Source organism: Nitrosomonas sp. Is35, from assembly GCF_033063295.1.
Lineage (GTDB): Bacteria > Pseudomonadota > Gammaproteobacteria > Burkholderiales > Nitrosomonadaceae > Nitrosomonas.
This window is the reverse complement of record NZ_JAWJZH010000001.1, coordinates 1866679-1883280: the sequence shown is the minus strand read 5'-3', so window position 1 is coordinate 1883280 and position 16602 is coordinate 1866679. Positions and strand designations below refer to the sequence as shown.

Genomic DNA, 16602 nt, shown 5'->3' with positions numbered 1-16602 from the left:
ATGATGATTTTCCAGAATATCAACGCTATCGATTTCTTAGAGCGCTTGCTCAAGATCGAATGCTTTATGTAGAACCCTGACAGCCAGTTCCATATACTTTTCATCGACAACCACGGATACTTTGATTTCCGAGGTGGCGATCATCTGGATGTTAATGCCTTCTTCCGCCAAAACCCGGAACATCTTGCTGGCGATACCTGCGTGTGAGCGCATACCAACACCGACCACCGATACTTTCGCGATTCTATCACCTCCGAGTACATCACGGGCGCCAATATGCGGTTGGATTTTTTCTCGCAGGATGTTCATGGTATTTTTAAATTCATTCCGGTGAACCGTAAACGAAAAGTCCGTCAAACCGTCATGACCCACGTTTTGAATAATCATATCGACATCGATATTGGCATCGGCCACGGGTCCGAGAATCTGATAAGCGATGCCGGGATGATCGGGAACGCCCAATACGGTAATTTTCGCTTCATCTCGATTGAATGCGATACCTGAAATGACAGCTTGTTCCATATTCTCATCTTCCTCAAAAGTAATCAGCGTGCCTTGGCCTTCTTCCTCAAAGCTGGATAGCACTCTCAGCTTAACTTTATATTTTCCTGCAAATTCGACCGACCTTAATTGCAGTACCTTTGAGCCAAGACTTGCCATTTCCAGCATTTCTTCAAAGGTTATCGTGTTCAGTCTTCTGGCTTCCGCAACGACGCGAGGATCCGTCGTATAAATTCCGTCCACATCCGTGTAGATCTGGCATTCATCGGCCTTCAGGGCGGCTGCTAATGCAACCCCGGTGGTGTCCGATCCGCCACGGCCCAGCGTGGTGATGCTTCCTTTCTCGTCCGCGCCCTGAAATCCGGCTACTACGACGACATATCCGGCATCCAGATCGGCGCGGATTTTTGCTTCATCGATGCTCAAGATACGGGCTTTGGTGTGCGTGCTATCGGTCAGAATCTTAACTTGCGGCCCGGTATAGCTTTTTGCCTTAACGTTAAGTTCCATCAATGCCATTGCCAATAGCGCGATCGAAACCTGTTCACCAGTAGAAATCATAACGTCCAATTCACGTGGACTGGGGTTTTCCTGTACTTCATGAGCTAACGCAATCAGCCTGTTGGTTTCGCCGCTCATGGCCGAAACGACAACGACAATTTGGTGTCCTTGCGAGTGAAATTTCGCGACCCGGCGCGCAACGTTCTTTATTCGCTCGGTACTACCGACTGAGGTACCGCCATATTTTTGTACGTAAAAAGCCACGAATTAATAATCCGCTAAATTTCAGAATTGGAAAACCGCGTAATTCTACACATTTCACTGCTAGAAAACCAGATTGCGCTGCTTTTAAAAAAGGTAGCGTATTGTTTTTCCATCCTGCTGTGCGGATGCGTGCAGCAATGAGTATTTATTTGTACTTCAGGTTTATTCAAGATTGATCAACTATTGGATAATCCTTCCAGAATATTTCTTACGGGATGCTACTCTGGAAGGATATAAATGAAGTAACTGAAATACTTAACTATGATCTGGGTTTGTTTGCTGGATTGCGAAGGAGAACCCATTTCGATAGCTTTGAGAGTACTGAAATGATGAATCAGCGCAGTCTCTCAGTGGCCGCGATTTTAAATGAAAACGGTATTTTGTCAAGACTGACCGGCGCTCCGCAATCATCATCGTCTTATAAAGCAGGGTTGCCGCGCAGTTTTCTTAACAGAACGGATTGCAGTTCGCTATTCACCCAGGCTTTTTGAGGGATTGCCCACAGTTTGCCGTGCGCGAAGTCTTTGCACTGCAGCGCATTTTCTTCTGGCATGAGAACAATATCGGTATCGGAAAAATGAATTTCTTCCGCTTTAAAGCGGTGATTTTCTGGATGCGAATGCAATTCCGCGTTGAGACCTGTTTTTTGCATAAGCTCATAGAGCCAGTGGACATTGTCGGCGTCGGCCACAATCCGGATTGATGCATTTCCGAAATCGGCAATAGTTTTGCGCTGTTGCGGATCGAGCACAAGATAGGCGGTTTCGTTGATCAGCTTCATATTGTAAATTTTATTCTGCTGATTCGGATCAATATAATGATTCTGCAAGTTATTGGCTACAAGAATGCTGGATTTTTCCAGATCTTTCAGGACACTGCGCAAAGGGCCGGCAGGCAGCAACATCCCGTTGCCGAAGCTCTGCTCGTTAAAATCAACGGCAATGACTTCAATATCGCGTTCCAGGCGATAATACTGCAAGCCATCGTTACTGATGATGACGTTGCATTCGGGATGCGCGGTGAGCAGCGCATGTGCGGCGGCAATTCGATCGTTGCCCATCCAGACCGGACAGGATTTTCCCCATAATTGCGCTAATAAAAATGCTTTTCCTCCGCTATGCTGCGGGCTATTGGCGGTTGTGACGGCTGCTGGCGGTCCGGCATTACCGGAGTTACCTTGCGTGACGATTCCAGGGTGAAAGCCATGCGCCAGTAATAAATCGACGAGCCAAAGCAGCAGCGGTGTTTTTCCGCCATCGCCGATACTGATGCTGTCGACAATGATCACGGGAACCGGCAGTTTGACCGATGGGAAAATATCCAACCAGTAGCATAATTTTTTCCCGGTCAGGAAAAAACGATACAAAACACTCAATGGCCACAACACAAAGTGTAGCGGGGTGACGCGATGCCAATACAGCTCCGATAATTTCATATGGTGTATTCAGGTGAAGTATGGATTATGGTAAGCATAGTACATGCGATTCCAATCGTTATCCATCATGCGATTTGTGTACAAAAATTTTTACCTGAGCTATATCCAGCCTCTCAGAATTGTGTGAATATTCGTCATCATAAATTACATTTTTTGCTTGGGTTTGTGCAGCAATAATGCAATCCATGCGTGTCTGACACTTAATTCACAAGAGCAAGAGGATCATGAATATATCTGTAAACCGGCTGCTTGTTCCCACACTGTCGGGAGATGGCCAATCTAAAAAGCCGCATCACATTGCGTACACCGATTGGGGGGATCCGCACAATCCGCATGTGGTCGTCTGTGTGCACGGTTTGTCGCGCAATTGCCGTGATTTCGATTATCTCGCACAGGCGCTGCAAGCGGACTGCCGGGTGATTTGCGTCGATGTCGTAGGGCGCGGTCAGAGCGATTGGCTTGAACATGCACATGATTACGATTACTACCCGTTGTATCTATCCGACGCGATGTCGCTGATAGCGCATATCCAATCGCAGTATCAAGAAAAAATCACCTTGGACTGGGTCGGTATTTCCATGGGCGGGCTGATCGGCATGATCCTGGCGATACAACCGGACCAGCCGGTTACGATCCATAAATTGATCTTGAGCGATATCGGCCCGTTGATCCCTGCCGTGGCGTTGAAAAGAATTGCCGATTATGTCGGTAAAGATCCGCGTTTCAATAGTTTTGAAGAATTCAAGCAGTACATGCAGGTGATTTCAGTGTCGTTTGGGCCTCTGACCGAAGCGCAGTGGAAGCATATGGCGATTCATAGTGTGCGCGAATATCCGGACGGTACTTACGGCTTCCGCTATGACCCGAAGATTGCCGTCAGCTTCAAGGAACATAAAATCACCGATATCGATTTGTGGGCGCAATGGGATCAGCTGGCGGTGCCAACGTTGGTGCTGCGCGGTGTTGAATCGGACATTTTATCGGCTGAAACGGCGGCGCAAATGCAGCTGCGCGGCGCAAAAGCCCAAATCGTCGAATTACCCGGTATCGGCCATGCGCCGATGTTGATGGATGATCATCAGATACAAATCGTGCGGGATTTCATTTTGAAATAGCGCGCTGTTATGACAGTTCAATGATCTCCAGCAAGGCCGGAGATCATTGAACTGAGTTTTTTTTGCCGCCGCATTTTTTGCGACACTTTCCCGGAACGAAAGAAAACATCCATCGTACCGGATTCCTCGCCATCTTCAATTTCTGTTTGCACATCAATCGCAGTTGCTTGAATCGAATTGTTTAATGTCTATTTCTCCTTAAGGAATTTTGTTTTTGCTTATTAATAAGCACTCCGGGGAATAGATGAATCAACGCTGTGACAAATTGCCGCGCGGCAATTTGTCACATTCCCAACACCGTTTGTTTAATTTAAATTCCGCCAGAATTAATTGCAACGAAGGGTTTGAAAGGACGTGCGCGCACAAAGCACTGCCAATCTATTTTGACTGACCAGAAGAACTACCCAGTCCGGCAATCGATTGCATTGAAGCCGATCAGTCGCTACCCGTCTGCAAAAAGACGCCATAAACCGGCCATGAAATCATAATAACTAAAGGAGACAAGGAATTATGTTGACGATACACGCTAAATTGGTTGAAGCCATGATCACTCAGGCACTGAATGATCATCCGGTGGAAACCTGTGGCATCATCGCCGGTCCTGCGGGATCCAATTGGCCGCTGCGTCTGATTCCTATGCGTAATGCCGCGCAATCGGACAATTTCTTTCTGTTTGACCCGCAGCAGCAATTGCAAGTCTGGAAAGAAATGAGCGCGCGTTGCGAGGAACCGGTCGTTATTTACCACTCCCACACCAGCAGCCCAGCTTATCCGAGACGCAGCGACGTCGAGTTGGCTACCGAGCCGCAAGCGCATTACGTCATCATTCCTACGCAGCATCTCTATCAAGAGGAGATCCGCAGTTTTCGCATTGCCGATCAAATGGTGATTGAGGAAAGGGTGCGGATCGTGCGGCAATATCAACCTGAGCTCGAATTACAAATGGTTGCTTAAGTGCGGATCGATCCTGACAACGTAATACGCGTTTTCCTACCGCAGAAAATATTTAAGCAGGTGCAGACATGCCAATCACGGTAATTATTCCAACGCTATTAAGACCCTTGACGAATCAGCAAAAGCATATCGCGATCGAAGGCGTTAAGGTTTCCGAAGTCATTGAGCGGATGGAGCAGCAGTATCCAGGTATCAGAGCGAAATTGATTTTCGACGGCAGCGCGTATCGTTTCATCAATATCTATGTCAACGATAACGACATCCGCTTGCATGACGGCTTGGCAACCAACCTGCAGGATGGCGATATCGTGACCATCTTGCCTGCCCTGACGGCAGGCTAAAAGAATTTCCCGCGGCATATGCCATGCACTTAACCGGAATATTTACAGCACTTTTGCCATGACATTGCCTTTTAGAGAAAGATTTATATCTATACCTCATAACGAGGCTGATCCATTGCTTAGTTCCAAAGAAATGATTGAGGCGCTGGAATTGATGTTTCGCCGCATGGATGCGATCAATGCGATTTGCGCAACCGATTTTCCATTGTATTCGTCGAAGAATACCAATGCCTGGACTGTTTCCTCCGGCGGTTCCTGGATGGGCGGTTTCTGGGGAGCGTGCTGGTGGTTGCGGGCAAAATTAACCGAATCGGTCAGCGATCAACAGAATGCTGCCGATATTTGCCAGCGCCTGGCCGGAAAAATTCCTGTCGATTCGGGATATCGCAGTTTGATTTCCTGGTATGGCGCAGCCTTGGGGGAAATCTGGTTCCGCGATACGCAAGCGCGCGCCCTGACCCGGAAATCCATTACCGCGCTCGCACTCAGTTTCAATCCGAAATTAAATTGCATTCCGCTGGGTGCTGCGATGGGCGCAGTTTCCACTGGTTATCAGTCGATCGCGATCGATAATTTTGCTGCGCTGCTTCAGCTCCTGACCAGCGGCGAACAAAATCTCCATTACTACATGGCACAGCATCATACCGAGACGATGTTGACGGCGTGCCGCCGCCATAATGGCGCATTCCATGCCAGCGCGTTTTTTGACGGCAGGGGGTTTCAGCCGGACGATCAAGCGGGCACATGGTCACGCGGTCAATCCTGGGCGATGCTAGGATTAACCCGGGCAGCGGCTGTGTGGGGTGAACCGTATTTGACGCATGCCAAAACGGCCTGTGAGTATTGGCAGTATTCCCGCCCGGATTCCTTGCCGCCTAACCGGCTCGGCCAATTGGTGTCGTGCGATGATCCTTCCGCTGCCGTCATCGCATCGATTGCGATGCTTTCCCTGGCGCGTTTGCTGCCCGAAGGCGAATATTGGCGCGCTTACGCGCATCGTCAGATCAGTGTAATCATCCGCAGCCAGTATTTCATCGGATTTCAGCAAGATACCGGATACAGTGAAAATCAGAAAAATAGCTCAACCGGCGTTTTCTGGGGGTGTTGCTACAAAACCGGGCAGAACGAAGAAGAATTGGTGGAATCGGTGTGGGGTAATTTTTTCCTGATGGCCGCGCTCGCCGCGCTGACGGGTTTTATCGAACCCGGTCATTGTTAGATTGCGAACATGCTTGATCTCTTGAAGAGAAGAGGAAAACCAATGTCACCACACATCACGGCGGGTAAAAGCACGGATTATGGGTATCGCATACGAAATTTTTGCCTTGATGTTCATTCTTTCCTGTCGTGATCACCGGTGGCCGTATTATCGTTAACTATTTTATTTTTGTAATTTATACAATGCTTTAGATAATCTGCATTGCTTGCATATTCAGAGTTTGTGCTCTTGACGTTATTTTTACGTTCAGGAAGGGATCTTTTTGTCTTGTAAAAGTAAACGTAACTCATTGTAACTGCGACAATTTACCGCATTGACCCTTAACTGTGTTTGATCAATACTGCGCGTACGTTGGCCAACGCTGCAGGTGTGAAATCTTTTCTCGCCTATTCATAATCAAATAAGAAATTAGGGTCATTTATGAAAGAGACATTCGTTAAAAGTACATTGAAATATGCATTGTTATTGGCGGGTTTGACATCATTGCCTGCCATGGCACATATCGGCTATGGTGGCCGCGATTTTGGTTCGTTCACGGGCACTTCGGCAGCATCTTCAACCATTACGAACCAGGCTGTTACAGGCTTGCACGGCTGGATTGACGGAACGGATGCGGATTGGGGTGATTCCCATCGGCTCAGAGCATACCGTTTCCACTTGGATAACGACGCCGATGTCAAAATTGCATTCCAGGAACAAGCCTTTGTTACTTCGGCTGGCGCCTCGGTTGCGGCCGGTATTCTGCCAGGATTTTCTGTCTATCGCGGGCTTGCGCATACTGCACCATTCGCGGCGGATTACGATTTTGCAACAGGCTCGGTCGCTATCCGTGATGCTGTGGGCGGTGTTGGTTTGACAGAAGGTTCGTTCAGATCATTGACGGACTGGAGCATTACTAACGACAACACTGATCCGGCTAGTGCTTTCACTTATGTCGGTCATGCGTATGACGGTAGCGTCGACTATGGCACCGGTGTTATCGCTGGTGGTGATGGTTTAGCGGATCATTTCGTATCAGGAGTCTTCCATTTGACAGCCGGTGACTATTCCATTTTTGTTGGCGGTACGGATTATTTTAGTTCAGCTACCCCATTTCCTTCATTAGGTGTGACAGGTGTCGTGTCCGTGGTGCCGGAACCTGAAACCTATGCCATGTTGCTGGCAGGCCTTGGCTTGATCGGTTTCAGCGCAAGCCGCCGCCGTAAACTCTAATCGGAGTTGATTCTATAGCCAACTACTCCTGGCTATTGGTACTGCACAGCCCCGTATCACGCGAATTCTACCTCTTCGGCGTGATACGGGGCTGCCGTTTGTGCTGAATCAATTTCATCCATACTGGATTAAAATGACAAATATAAATTTCAGTTTTAACAAAAAGATAACCATTGCGCTGATTCTTTGGCACGGGATCAGTTTCAACGCATTCGGTCATGATGGAGAAGATCACGGCGGTTCGGTTACGTTAGCGCCCGGTCTGCCGGAATGCCAAATACTGGCAGCCGCCCGGTTGTTCGACGGCGTCAATTTTCCGCAAGACAATATGGCGGTGCTGATTGAAGGCGATAAGATCAAGCGCATTGGGGCTTTGACGGAGTTGAGCGGGTCCTGTGCCAATCAGATTAATTTAGGGGATGCGACTATTCTGCCGGGATTTATCGAATCGCACGCGCATATTACATTCCAGAGTGTTAAAAAAATGCTGTGTTGGAACACGGTGTAACGACCGTTCAGGATACCGGCGGTCCATTGCAGGCTAAGGAAGGCGGTGATGGGACGCTGCGGCTGTTAAACACCGGTCCGATTATTCAAGCGGCCGGTGGTTATCCGCTGAATGTTTTCGGCGGTGGCGATGGTGGTTATGACAAAATCGGCATTCCAGTCGCATCCACGGCAGAAGCCGAAAAAGTGATCACGGATCTGATTGCCGGTGGGGCCACTGCAATCAAAATGGCATTGGAACCGGGAGGCGAAACCGGTGCGCCATGGATGCAACCGCACGATGGCCCGGTACCCGAGACGCCCTGGCCGATATTATCGCAAGACATCGCTAATGCCATTGTGGCCAAAGCGCATGCATTGGGTAAACGTGTTCTGGTGCATGCCGGTGAGAATACCGGTTTTGAACGGGCGCTTAATGCAGGCGTTGATGAATTTGCGCATATTCCTTGTGGCGAAATCAGGGAAGATTTGCTGCAACGCGCGGTGGATCAAGGGGTTACGTTCGTCACCACCATTGATACGCTGGCAGCTTGTGTGAACACGGCCACCGGCAAGGGTATTCACTCCAATACCATGAGCCTGGCCAGTAAAGGCGCGAAATTTATCTATGGCTCGGAGATTGGCCATGACAATGTGCCTTGGGGGATCAACGGGGAAGAGCTGCATATGATCTTGCATTTAACCAGTGGGGAATCGATCGATTTTACCGGCGTGGTCAATGTCATTAAAGCGGCCACATCAAAAGCGGGTGAGCATTTGGGTCTGGCGCCGCTAGGAACATTGGTGGCGGGTGCCCCGGCCGATGTGATTGCGGTAAAAGGTAATCCATTTCAGAAATTCAAACTGCTGGAATATCCGCAATTGGTGATTTCCGGCGGACGCACGATTGTGAGTAAATTCATTAACCAATCATCCCCGGCAAGTATTGAATGTTTTCTGACTTGGGCGGAAGGGAAATACCCGGAATTATTATCACCTGCTGGCCAGACAACGGTGGTTTCAAGTCTCTACAGTTACCGTTATTATCCTGCCACGCAAGTGTATGCAGGCATTTCTTTTGCGGATAATCATGTTTATTTCATGAAGCAAGCGGACGGGCTATTGCGCAGCGAGGGGCCGTTGGTGAATTGGCTGCCGGTATCCGGTTGCCAGTAAATTATCATTCAATTACTGCGCTTCTAAACAACAACGGCAACCCATGGGTTGCCGTTGTTGTTTTAACCTGATTGAAACTAACTCAGAAGCGGAAATTGTATTGAACGTAGAAAAGATCAGGAGAGGTTCCCGGTCTTTGCTTATCCAGGAATTCACCGCGCCACAATTTTGAGTAGCCCAGTAACACGTCCTGATGACGGCTCATATGGAGATTTAAACGGAAATCAATTTCATCGCCGATATGACTGCCGGATTGGCCTGTGACGTCCCGCAATGTTGCCTGACCGGCAGCGTTGTATAAGTAATCACGGTTATTCGCCAAGTAGAAGCGATGATATTGCGTGATGAACGTTATCCAAGGCATCGGATGCATGGTGAACTGCGCATTGAAGTCATGCACGTTCTGACGTCCGACACGATCCAGGAAACCGAGATAGTAGTGACCGAATGGGAACAGCTGATTAAACGTATTGCTTCTGCCGTCTTTGGAATTGCCGTCGCCGGATGCAAAATCATAGCGTAGCCAGCCTTGCGGGTTCATCGGAAGCGGTAAACGGTAACCTACGCCGGTTGCCACAGCGAAAGCGGATACGTCCAGATTGGAGCGTTGACCGAACTGATACATACCTTCCAATTCATACAGCAGATTATCAAAGTTACCTGCCAAGCGGCCACCGAGCGTATGGGTATCGGCATTGCCTTGCAGAATATTTCCCGCTAGTAAATTAGCAGCGGAAACGTTGCGATCATTGATTAGACTAAGGAAGTAAAGATCGATTAAGTGACCTGGTTTCGGTTTATTGGTAGCCCACAAGCCAAAGAAGTTCTGTTGTGTATCCCAGTTATCGACGTTCCCTTTCTCAATGACCATCGGACGCATCCAGAATGCATCCACATCCCATTCCGCCGTGCGCCAGAACGTTTTCACACCTTGGAATGTTCTACGTGTGTTGACCCAATCCAATGTGGAAATCAAGCGTTGCGAACCATACATCATCTCTTGACGGCCCACACGGATATACGCCGGTCCATTATTGATATTGGCCAGCTTGATATCGGTAAACATATTCAATATGTCGGCATGATTTCTATCCGTTGCAAGCGGTGGCAACTCGGAACCAAAGGCGCGGGCATCAATGAGCTCGGCAAATAACCGCACTTTGTCGCGATACCATAAATCCGCATGAACCCTGGTGCGTATCAAGTGGAAGTCATTATTGGTACCCGCTGCATTCAAACGGCTATCCGTTTCGTGAATATAGCGATACCAGAAGTTACCACCCAGTGACAATAACCAGTCATCGCCGAGATTCATTCTCTTAACCGGATCGAATATGTCTTTTTCGTGTCCCGGTGTGGCTAGATAACGAAAGTCAATGTCGTACGACGGTGTGGTTAATAACGCAAACGGCGCATAAGGGGCAACGGGCGGTTTTTCACGCTTGTTACCGGTTACCAAATCCCACAGTGAGAAGTAGCCAGGAGCGGCAGGCGGTAACAGAAACAAGCCTGGACGTGACGGAGCAGAGACGGCCGGTACTTTGGCCATGTCAAATTTACCGTCAGCAACTTTCGGTGCCTCGGCCGCTTTGGGCGCTTCAGCAGCTTTGGGTGCATCCAAAGCTTTAGGAGCAGACGCGGGTGGATTTGCATACACCGACAGCGGCACTCCCATACTCAGCATGCATATACCAAGTTTAAGTAACCATCGCTGCATGCTTCCTGCCATAGCAAGTTTTCGCTTACGAGTGGCAAATGCAGAGAAAGTGAAGAATCTCGAGTTATTCATTAATAAGCTCCGTTGTTAATAATCCGGGTTGGTAATCAAATGGAATCATATGATTGGTATCAGAAAATTGTAAATATTATACCGCAGGCTACCGGTCTTTATGGCATGACATCGCCAAGGGCGGCCAATTAGGGTGTCGTATTATAAATAGCTGCAATGTATGGAGAAGTGGGGAAATAATACGTTAAAACAATGCTTTTCCCTTATTGATAAAGTAATTGATAGATTTCAGTCAATTACGTGGTGAAATGATGGTCAAATAACTGATTGATTTTAGTGGAATTGATTGAATATTGTTTTGTTGTAAATCAACAACATAGGGTGCTATATAACCCTGTTTTAGACTGGGTTTCTAAAGCAATTCATCGCACTATTGGCTGATTTTGACGGCGTACCCCGTGCGTTGAATTTGCTCGCCGAATTGTGATAACCAAGCATCGTCAATTTTGGAAAGACGAGATGCTTCCGGCTGTAGCGATGGGCGGGCGATGCCATACAATAAAACGCCTTGGACCGGAATTTTATCGTGGCTCAGTTGTTGCAAAAAACTTAAATAAGCGGCAGTTTCTTCATCCGAGGGCGGCATGCCGTCCAGCTGAAAAACGCAAGTTTGTAACCAAGTCGGACAGAGTAAAGCCGCTATCCGTAAATGATCCTGGATTTTTCTCAGGCTGATCGATGTGTTGTTGATGCGCTGTCTTTCCTTGCTTGAGGCGCGATCGAACTTGAACCAGACTTCTCCATTCAGTTCTCCCATGCGCTTCAAACCGGCTTGTACGGTTGGGCGGTGAATCAAGCTGCCATTGGTGATGAGCACGATTTTTAACGCTGCCGGTAATGCGAAATCATTTTTGACGCGACCGATCAATTCGATCACCTGCTCGAATTCTTTCGCGCTTGTCGGCTCACCGTTACCGGATAAAGCGATATCGTGAATTTTTCTGGCTTCAAGCGGTACATGCTGCTGCATGTAATCTCCCGCTGTCAGTTCGTGCAGAAATGATCGTAATTCGATCTCCAGCCGGTTCAGATCGATGCGCGGCGCGGAACCGCGTTTCAGATCCGGCACTTGGCAATAGACGCAGCGCCAGTTGCAGGCATTGTTCGGATTCAAATTGATGCCGATCGAGACACCACCGGCGCGGCGCGAAATCACCGGATATACATAGGTGAGTCCCGCGCTGTCGCGGCTGTGATCGGTCGTATTCAATAGTTTAGAGTTTGCTCGCAATGTTACAATTCCATATATTCATTTTGCTTCTCAATTGTACGTATGTTCATTACTCGCAGGCTGGAATTTGACGCAGGTCACCGCATTTCAACGCATAACAGCCAATGCCGCCATCTGCACGGCCACCGTTACTGTATCGAGATTACGCTATCCGGCCACATTATCGCTGACGAAGGTGTCGCGCAGCAAGGCATGGTGATGGATTACTCCGAAGTCAAACGCATTGCCAAATCGGTACTGGTCGATCAGTGGGATCACGCATTCTTAGTGTACTCAGGCGATACGAAAGTTTTACAATTTTTGCAATCGATCGAAGATCATAAAACCGTTGTGTTGGATGTGCAACCGACAGCGGAAAATCTGGCGCTGATTGCGTTTAATATTCTGGATGGCGCCTATCAGGATAGCTATGGCAATCATCTGCAACTCGAGCAGGTGCGTCTGTATGAAACACCGAACTGCTGGGCCGACGCGGTGCGTGGCCGGGTCTAATTTTAGAGACTATTTATTGTTATGTTTATCGATTCACATTGTCATCTCGACTTTCCCGATCTGGCCAAAGATCTGGATCAATTATTACTGAACATGCAGGACAACCATGTTACGCACGCGCTCTGCGTCAGCGTCGATTTGCCGAACTTTCCACGGGTGCGCGCCTTGGCGGAAGCACACGAGAATCTATTCGCATCCGTCGGTGTTCATCCGGATTATGAAGATCAGATCGAACCGTCCGCCGAGCAAATCGCCGAACTGGCTAATCATCCGAAAGTCATCGCCATCGGTGAAACCGGTCTGGATTATTTCCGCCTGCAGGGCGATCTGGAATGGCAGCGGGAACGTTTCCGCCAGCACATTCGCGCGGCACGTAAGGTGAATAAACCGCTGATCATCCATACCCGCTCCGCTGCCGCCGATACGCTGCGGATCATGCAAGAAGAGGGTGCCGATCAGGTGGGCGGCGTGATGCACTGTTTTACCGAAAGCTGGGAAGTTGCGCAGCAAGCGATTGCGCTGAATTTTTACATTTCATTTTCCGGCATCGTGACGTTCAAAAATGCCGTGGCATTAAAAGAAGTTGCCAAGAACATTCAATTGGATAGAATGCTGATTGAAACCGATTCGCCCTATCTCGCGCCGGTGCCTTTTCGCGGTAAACAGAATCAACCTGCATTCGTGCGGCATGTAGCGGAGGAAATCGCGCGCTTGCGGAATGCGGATCTGGAAGATATTGCAACTGCAACCACGGATAATTTTTTTAATCTATTCAAACCACCTAAATATGGCATACCTGCTTAAATCGCATTGGTTATCGATATGTGCTGTAGTGCTGCTCTCTTACCTGCCACTTCATGCGGCTGCGGGTATTCAGGAAGATTTCATGTGGGCGGTGGAAAAGGGAAATTTATCCGAAGTTTCCCGGTTATTGGAAAAAGGTGCCAATCCGGATCTGGCGAACCGCGATGGCTATACGCCCTTAATGATCGCGGCCAAGGATAAAAATTTGGACATGGCACGAGTGCTGATCGCTGCCGGTGCGCAATTGGATATCCGCAACCGCTACGGCGAAACGGCGATTATGCTGGCCAGCTATCATGGCCTGACCGAATTGGTGCGGTTGTTTTACATCAAAGGCGCCGAGATCAATCATAGCGGCTGGAATCCATTAACCTACGCCGCTTACGGCGGGCATTTGGACACCATCCGGTTACTGCTGTCCGGTGGCGCTGCTATTAACTCGATTACCGACAATGGCTCGACTGCATTGATGATGGCGGTCAGGGGCAATCATTTTGATGCGGTTTCATTGTTGCTCGACCAGGGCGCCGACCCAGCGATCAAAAATGAGCATGGCGACAATGCCCTGGCCTGGGCGGAAAAATACAATCACCCGGATATGGTCAAGTTTCTTAAGAGCCGCGAAGTGGCGAAATAAATTGAACGCAAAAGCAGCTATCCGGCCGGTAATTTGACCATGCAAACGCTGCAAGGAAAAGTCGCCATTGTAACCGGCTCGGGACGCGGGATCGGTGCGGAGATAGCGCTGACATTAGCCAAGGCGGGCGCAAAAGTCATCGTCAATTATGCGCAAAACCAAGCCGCTGCGGACCACGTATGCGCCGCCATTACCGCAACCGGTGGCGAATGCCTGGCGGTGCAGGCCGATGTCAGCGATCCGGCTGCGGTGCAGCAGCTCTTCACAGCTGCAATCGAACGTTTCCAGCACATCGACATTCTCGTCAATAACGCCGGTATCCTGGTGTTCAAGGAAATCGCGGAAATCAGCGACGACGAATTCGATCGCATCGTCGATATCAATTTCAAAAGTGTTTTTTATACGTTGCGCGAAGCGGCGCTAAAGCTGGCGGATCACGGGCGCGTGGTCACTGTTTCCAGTACCGTGACGCGCTTGATGCTGCCTAAATACGGTGTGTATGCCGCAACTAAAGCCGCTGTCGAACAATTGACGCGGATTTTCGCCCGCGAAACGGGGAAACGCGGTATCACCGCCAATATTGTTTCACCCGGTCCGGTCGATACGGAATTGTTCCGCACAGGCAAAACGGCGGCGGATATCGAACGCATGGCTGCGATGGCGGCATTGGGAAGGCTGGGTGCAACGGACGATATTGCGCAGGTGGTGTTGTTTTTGGTCAGCGATGAAGCCCGCTGGATTACGGGACAAAATATTGGCGTCAACGGTGGAATTATTTAACGGATAGGGAAGGGAGAAGCAAATGCGTATCGGCGTGCCTAAGGAAATTAAAATTCACGAATCCCGGGTGGGACTGACGCCGGCAACGGTACGCGAACTGGTTGCTCATGGCCATCACGTCATGGTGCAGAAAAATGCCGGAATGCAAATCGATTTGAGCGACGATAAATATCGCAACGCAGGCGCCGAGATCGTGGATGCGCCGCAGGAGATTTACGCCAAAGCCGATCTGATCGTCAAAGTCAAAGAACCGCAAGCATCCGAGCTGCCGCTGTTGCGCGAAGGGCAGGTATTGTTCACCTATCTGCATCTGGCTCCCGATCCGGTGCAGACCAAAGCCTTGATGAATTCCGGCTGTATCGCCATCGCTTATGAAACCGTGACCGACAGTTTCGGCGGCTTGCCGTTGCTGGCGCCGATGAGCGAAGTAGCGGGCCGCATGGCGATTCAAGCCGGGGCGCACGCGCTGGAGCTGGATCAAGGCGGCCGCGGCATGCTGCTGGGCGGCGTGTCCGGCGTGCCCGCCGCGCGCGTCGTTGTGATCGGCGGCGGTGTCGTCGGCACCAACGCCGCCCGCATTGCGATGGGCGTCGAAGCGCATGTCACCGTGCTGGATAAATCGATCCACCGCTTGCAGCAATTGGATTTTCAATACGGCTCGAGAATCAATACCGTATTTTCGACCGTGGACGCCGTCGAAGAACATGTGTCAAACGCCGATCTGGTCATCGGCGCGGTGCTGGTTCCCGGAGGCGCTGCTCCCAAACTGGTGACCCGGGAAATGGTCAGCCGCATGAATCGCGGCGCCGTGCTGGTCGACGTCGCCATCGACCAAGGCGGCTGTTTCGAGACCTCCAAACCGACCACGCTGGCCAATCCCATTTTCACCGTCGATGGTGTGGTGCATTACTGCGTTTCCAACATGCCCGGCGCAGTTGCCAGAACTTCTACGTTTGCCTTGAATAACGCAACCTTACCGTTTGTGCTGGCGCTGGCCAATAAAGGCTATCGCAAAGCACTGACGGACGATGTACATTTGCGCAACGGGCTGAATGTTTTTCAAGGCCGCTTGACGTATGAAGCGGTGGCGCGGGATTTGGGGTTGAAGTATACGTCTGCAATCGAAGTGCTGGCTAAGTAAGGGTCTGATGAGTATTACTGCTAGGTGCTATTCACCCAGGTATGGGTTATGTGCTGGCCGTAGTCTTAATTCTTTTGTACAAGCTTGGAAGCGGCTGCATGCCATCTCTTAATATAGGCATTTCCCAACACTGCGGGATCTGCTTTTGCTTGGTGCAAAAACCAACTCAGCAAGCCGTCCCATTTAGTGAGATCCCCTTCTGGGAGAAGACGCCACTGTAATTGCTCAAGAGTCCAGTTTGATTTAATACTGTTTGTGAGCATGGAACAGCATACATAGTTATCCTCTGAGTCGGAGCCTCCTCTGGCTACTGGCACGATGTGATCAATGGTTGGGAAAAGCTCCCAATACGCCATATGTCCTTCGCTCATCTTTCCATTTTTATGATACGGAAATTCTGCTGGCAGATAATGTGACAAGAGCCGAAGCACCGGTGGAAATACGAGTTTTGTACCTCGGTAACGATCAATGAAGCCATCTCGTAAGAAAATTTTGGTCATAACAGTAGGCGTATAATTTCGACC

Annotated in this window: 18 protein-coding genes; 12 read left to right on the top strand and 6 right to left on the bottom strand. The window is 49.5% G+C overall.

From position 1 onward, the window contains the following. Positions 1 to 36: 36 nt before the first annotated feature. A complete protein-coding gene (locus R2083_RS08865) occupies positions 37 to 1266 on the bottom strand; it encodes an aspartate kinase (protein WP_090317052.1) in 1230 nt (409 codons plus the stop codon). A gap of 418 nt (positions 1267 to 1684) precedes the next feature. Beyond that, the gene (gene lpxK, locus R2083_RS08860) at positions 1685 to 2701 is read right to left on the bottom strand and encodes a tetraacyldisaccharide 4'-kinase (protein WP_317538226.1); all 1017 of its coding nucleotides are present in this window, start codon (positions 2699 to 2701) and stop codon (positions 1685 to 1687) included. A 224-nt stretch (positions 2702 to 2925) separates the two neighbouring features. Here lpxK and R2083_RS08855 point away from each other — a divergent pair, with 224 nt between their 5' ends. Further along, a complete protein-coding gene (locus R2083_RS08855) occupies positions 2926 to 3816 on the top strand; it encodes an alpha/beta hydrolase (protein WP_317538225.1) in 891 nt (296 codons plus the stop codon). Positions 3817 to 3833: 17 nt separating this feature from the next. Here the strand turns inward: R2083_RS08855 and R2083_RS08850 are convergent, their stop codons facing one another. After that, on the bottom strand, positions 3834 to 3968 hold the full coding sequence (locus R2083_RS08850) for a hypothetical protein (protein ID WP_317538224.1): 135 nt from the start codon (positions 3966 to 3968) through the stop codon (positions 3834 to 3836). 358 nt (positions 3969 to 4326) lie between these two features. On the opposite strand from R2083_RS08850, the gene R2083_RS08845 reads away from it, so the two are divergent. From R2083_RS08845 to R2083_RS08820, 6 genes are all read left to right on the top strand, one after another. Beyond that, on the top strand, positions 4327 to 4770 hold the full coding sequence (locus R2083_RS08845) for a M67 family metallopeptidase (protein ID WP_317538223.1): 444 nt from the start codon (positions 4327 to 4329) through the stop codon (positions 4768 to 4770). A gap of 68 nt (positions 4771 to 4838) precedes the next feature. Then, complete coding sequence (locus R2083_RS08840) at positions 4839 to 5111, top strand: MoaD/ThiS family protein (protein ID WP_317538222.1); 273 nt, start codon at positions 4839 to 4841, stop codon at positions 5109 to 5111. A 115-nt stretch (positions 5112 to 5226) separates the two neighbouring features. Next, positions 5227 to 6330, top strand: coding sequence for a glucuronyl hydrolase (locus R2083_RS08835; RefSeq protein WP_317538221.1), 1104 nt, complete (start codon positions 5227 to 5229; stop codon positions 6328 to 6330). A gap of 420 nt (positions 6331 to 6750) precedes the next feature. After that, complete coding sequence (locus R2083_RS08830; protein WP_317530515.1) at positions 6751 to 7542, top strand: FxDxF family PEP-CTERM protein; 792 nt, start codon at positions 6751 to 6753, stop codon at positions 7540 to 7542. 133 nt (positions 7543 to 7675) lie between these two features. Then, positions 7676 to 8050, top strand: a complete 375-nt coding sequence (locus R2083_RS08825; protein ID WP_317538220.1) for a hypothetical protein — start codon at positions 7676 to 7678, stop codon at positions 8048 to 8050. Beyond that, positions 8035 to 9204 carry an amidohydrolase family protein gene (locus R2083_RS08820; RefSeq protein ID WP_317538219.1) on the top strand — a complete coding sequence of 390 codons (1170 nt, stop codon included), beginning with the start codon at positions 8035 to 8037 and terminating at the stop codon, positions 9202 to 9204. The genes R2083_RS08825 and R2083_RS08820 overlap by 16 nt, the downstream gene beginning before the upstream one ends. 82 nt (positions 9205 to 9286) lie before the next feature. Here the strand turns inward: R2083_RS08820 and R2083_RS08815 are convergent, their stop codons facing one another. Both R2083_RS08815 and R2083_RS08810 read right to left on the bottom strand, forming a co-directional pair. After that, positions 9287 to 10888, bottom strand: coding sequence for an alginate export family protein (locus R2083_RS08815; protein ID WP_317538218.1), 1602 nt, complete (start codon positions 10886 to 10888; stop codon positions 9287 to 9289). Between the two features lie 475 nt (positions 10889 to 11363). Next, positions 11364 to 12203, bottom strand: a complete 840-nt coding sequence (locus R2083_RS08810; protein ID WP_317538217.1) for a radical SAM protein — start codon at positions 12201 to 12203, stop codon at positions 11364 to 11366. A gap of 63 nt (positions 12204 to 12266) precedes the next feature. On the opposite strand from R2083_RS08810, the gene queD reads away from it, so the two are divergent. From queD to ald, 5 genes are read left to right on the top strand one after another with little or no spacing between them, the layout of a single operon-like run. Next, positions 12267 to 12716: a 6-carboxytetrahydropterin synthase QueD gene (gene queD, locus R2083_RS08805; protein WP_317538216.1), complete on the top strand. Its 450-nt coding sequence runs from the start codon at positions 12267 to 12269 to the stop codon at positions 12714 to 12716. Positions 12717 to 12737: 21 nt separating this feature from the next. Then, on the top strand, positions 12738 to 13520 hold the full coding sequence (locus tag R2083_RS08800) for a TatD family hydrolase (protein ID WP_317530521.1): 783 nt from the start codon (positions 12738 to 12740) through the stop codon (positions 13518 to 13520). Beyond that, entirely contained in the window at positions 13504 to 14157 is a 654-nt protein-coding gene (locus R2083_RS08795; protein WP_132428986.1) for an ankyrin repeat domain-containing protein, read from the top strand. Before R2083_RS08800 ends, R2083_RS08795 begins: the two co-directional genes overlap by 17 nt. Positions 14158 to 14196: 39 nt before the next feature. Then, the gene (locus tag R2083_RS08790; RefSeq protein WP_317538215.1) at positions 14197 to 14937 is read left to right on the top strand and encodes an SDR family oxidoreductase; all 741 of its coding nucleotides are present in this window, start codon (positions 14197 to 14199) and stop codon (positions 14935 to 14937) included. Between the two features lie 22 nt (positions 14938 to 14959). Beyond that, the gene (gene ald, locus R2083_RS08785) at positions 14960 to 16078 is read left to right on the top strand and encodes an alanine dehydrogenase (protein ID WP_317538214.1); all 1119 of its coding nucleotides are present in this window, start codon (positions 14960 to 14962) and stop codon (positions 16076 to 16078) included. Between the two features lie 65 nt (positions 16079 to 16143). Here ald and R2083_RS08780 read toward each other — a convergent pair whose 3' ends face one another. Continuing rightward, positions 16144 to 16578: an HNH endonuclease domain-containing protein gene (locus R2083_RS08780; protein WP_317530525.1), complete on the bottom strand. Its 435-nt coding sequence runs from the start codon at positions 16576 to 16578 to the stop codon at positions 16144 to 16146. Positions 16579 to 16602: the final 24 nt, after the last annotated feature.

Excerpts from the sequence above, each read along its gene's own strand:
- lpxK (WP_317538226.1), bottom strand. The coding sequence starts at position 2,701 with ATGAAATTATCGGAGCTGTATTGGCATCGCGTCACCCCGCTACACTTT.
- R2083_RS08855 (WP_317538225.1), top strand. The coding sequence starts at position 2,926 with ATGAATATATCTGTAAACCGGCTGCTTGTTCCCACACTGTCGGGAGAT.
- R2083_RS08845 (WP_317538223.1), top strand. The coding sequence starts at position 4,327 with ATGTTGACGATACACGCTAAATTGGTTGAAGCCATGATCACTCAGGCA.
- R2083_RS08840 (WP_317538222.1), top strand. The coding sequence starts at position 4,839 with ATGCCAATCACGGTAATTATTCCAACGCTATTAAGACCCTTGACGAAT.
- R2083_RS08830 (WP_317530515.1), top strand. The coding sequence starts at position 6,751 with ATGAAAGAGACATTCGTTAAAAGTACATTGAAATATGCATTGTTATTG.
- R2083_RS08825 (WP_317538220.1), top strand. The coding sequence starts at position 7,676 with ATGACAAATATAAATTTCAGTTTTAACAAAAAGATAACCATTGCGCTG.
- R2083_RS08815 (WP_317538218.1), bottom strand. The coding sequence starts at position 10,888 with ATGCTGAGTATGGGAGTGCCGCTGTCGGTGTATGCAAATCCACCCGCG.
- queD (WP_317538216.1), top strand. The coding sequence starts at position 12,267 with ATGTTCATTACTCGCAGGCTGGAATTTGACGCAGGTCACCGCATTTCA.
- R2083_RS08800 (WP_317530521.1), top strand. The coding sequence starts at position 12,738 with ATGTTTATCGATTCACATTGTCATCTCGACTTTCCCGATCTGGCCAAA.
- R2083_RS08795 (WP_132428986.1), top strand. The coding sequence starts at position 13,504 with ATGGCATACCTGCTTAAATCGCATTGGTTATCGATATGTGCTGTAGTG.
- R2083_RS08790 (WP_317538215.1), top strand. The coding sequence starts at position 14,197 with ATGCAAACGCTGCAAGGAAAAGTCGCCATTGTAACCGGCTCGGGACGC.
- ald (WP_317538214.1), top strand. The coding sequence starts at position 14,960 with ATGCGTATCGGCGTGCCTAAGGAAATTAAAATTCACGAATCCCGGGTG.
- R2083_RS08780 (WP_317530525.1), bottom strand. The coding sequence starts at position 16,578 with ATGACCAAAATTTTCTTACGAGATGGCTTCATTGATCGTTACCGAGGT.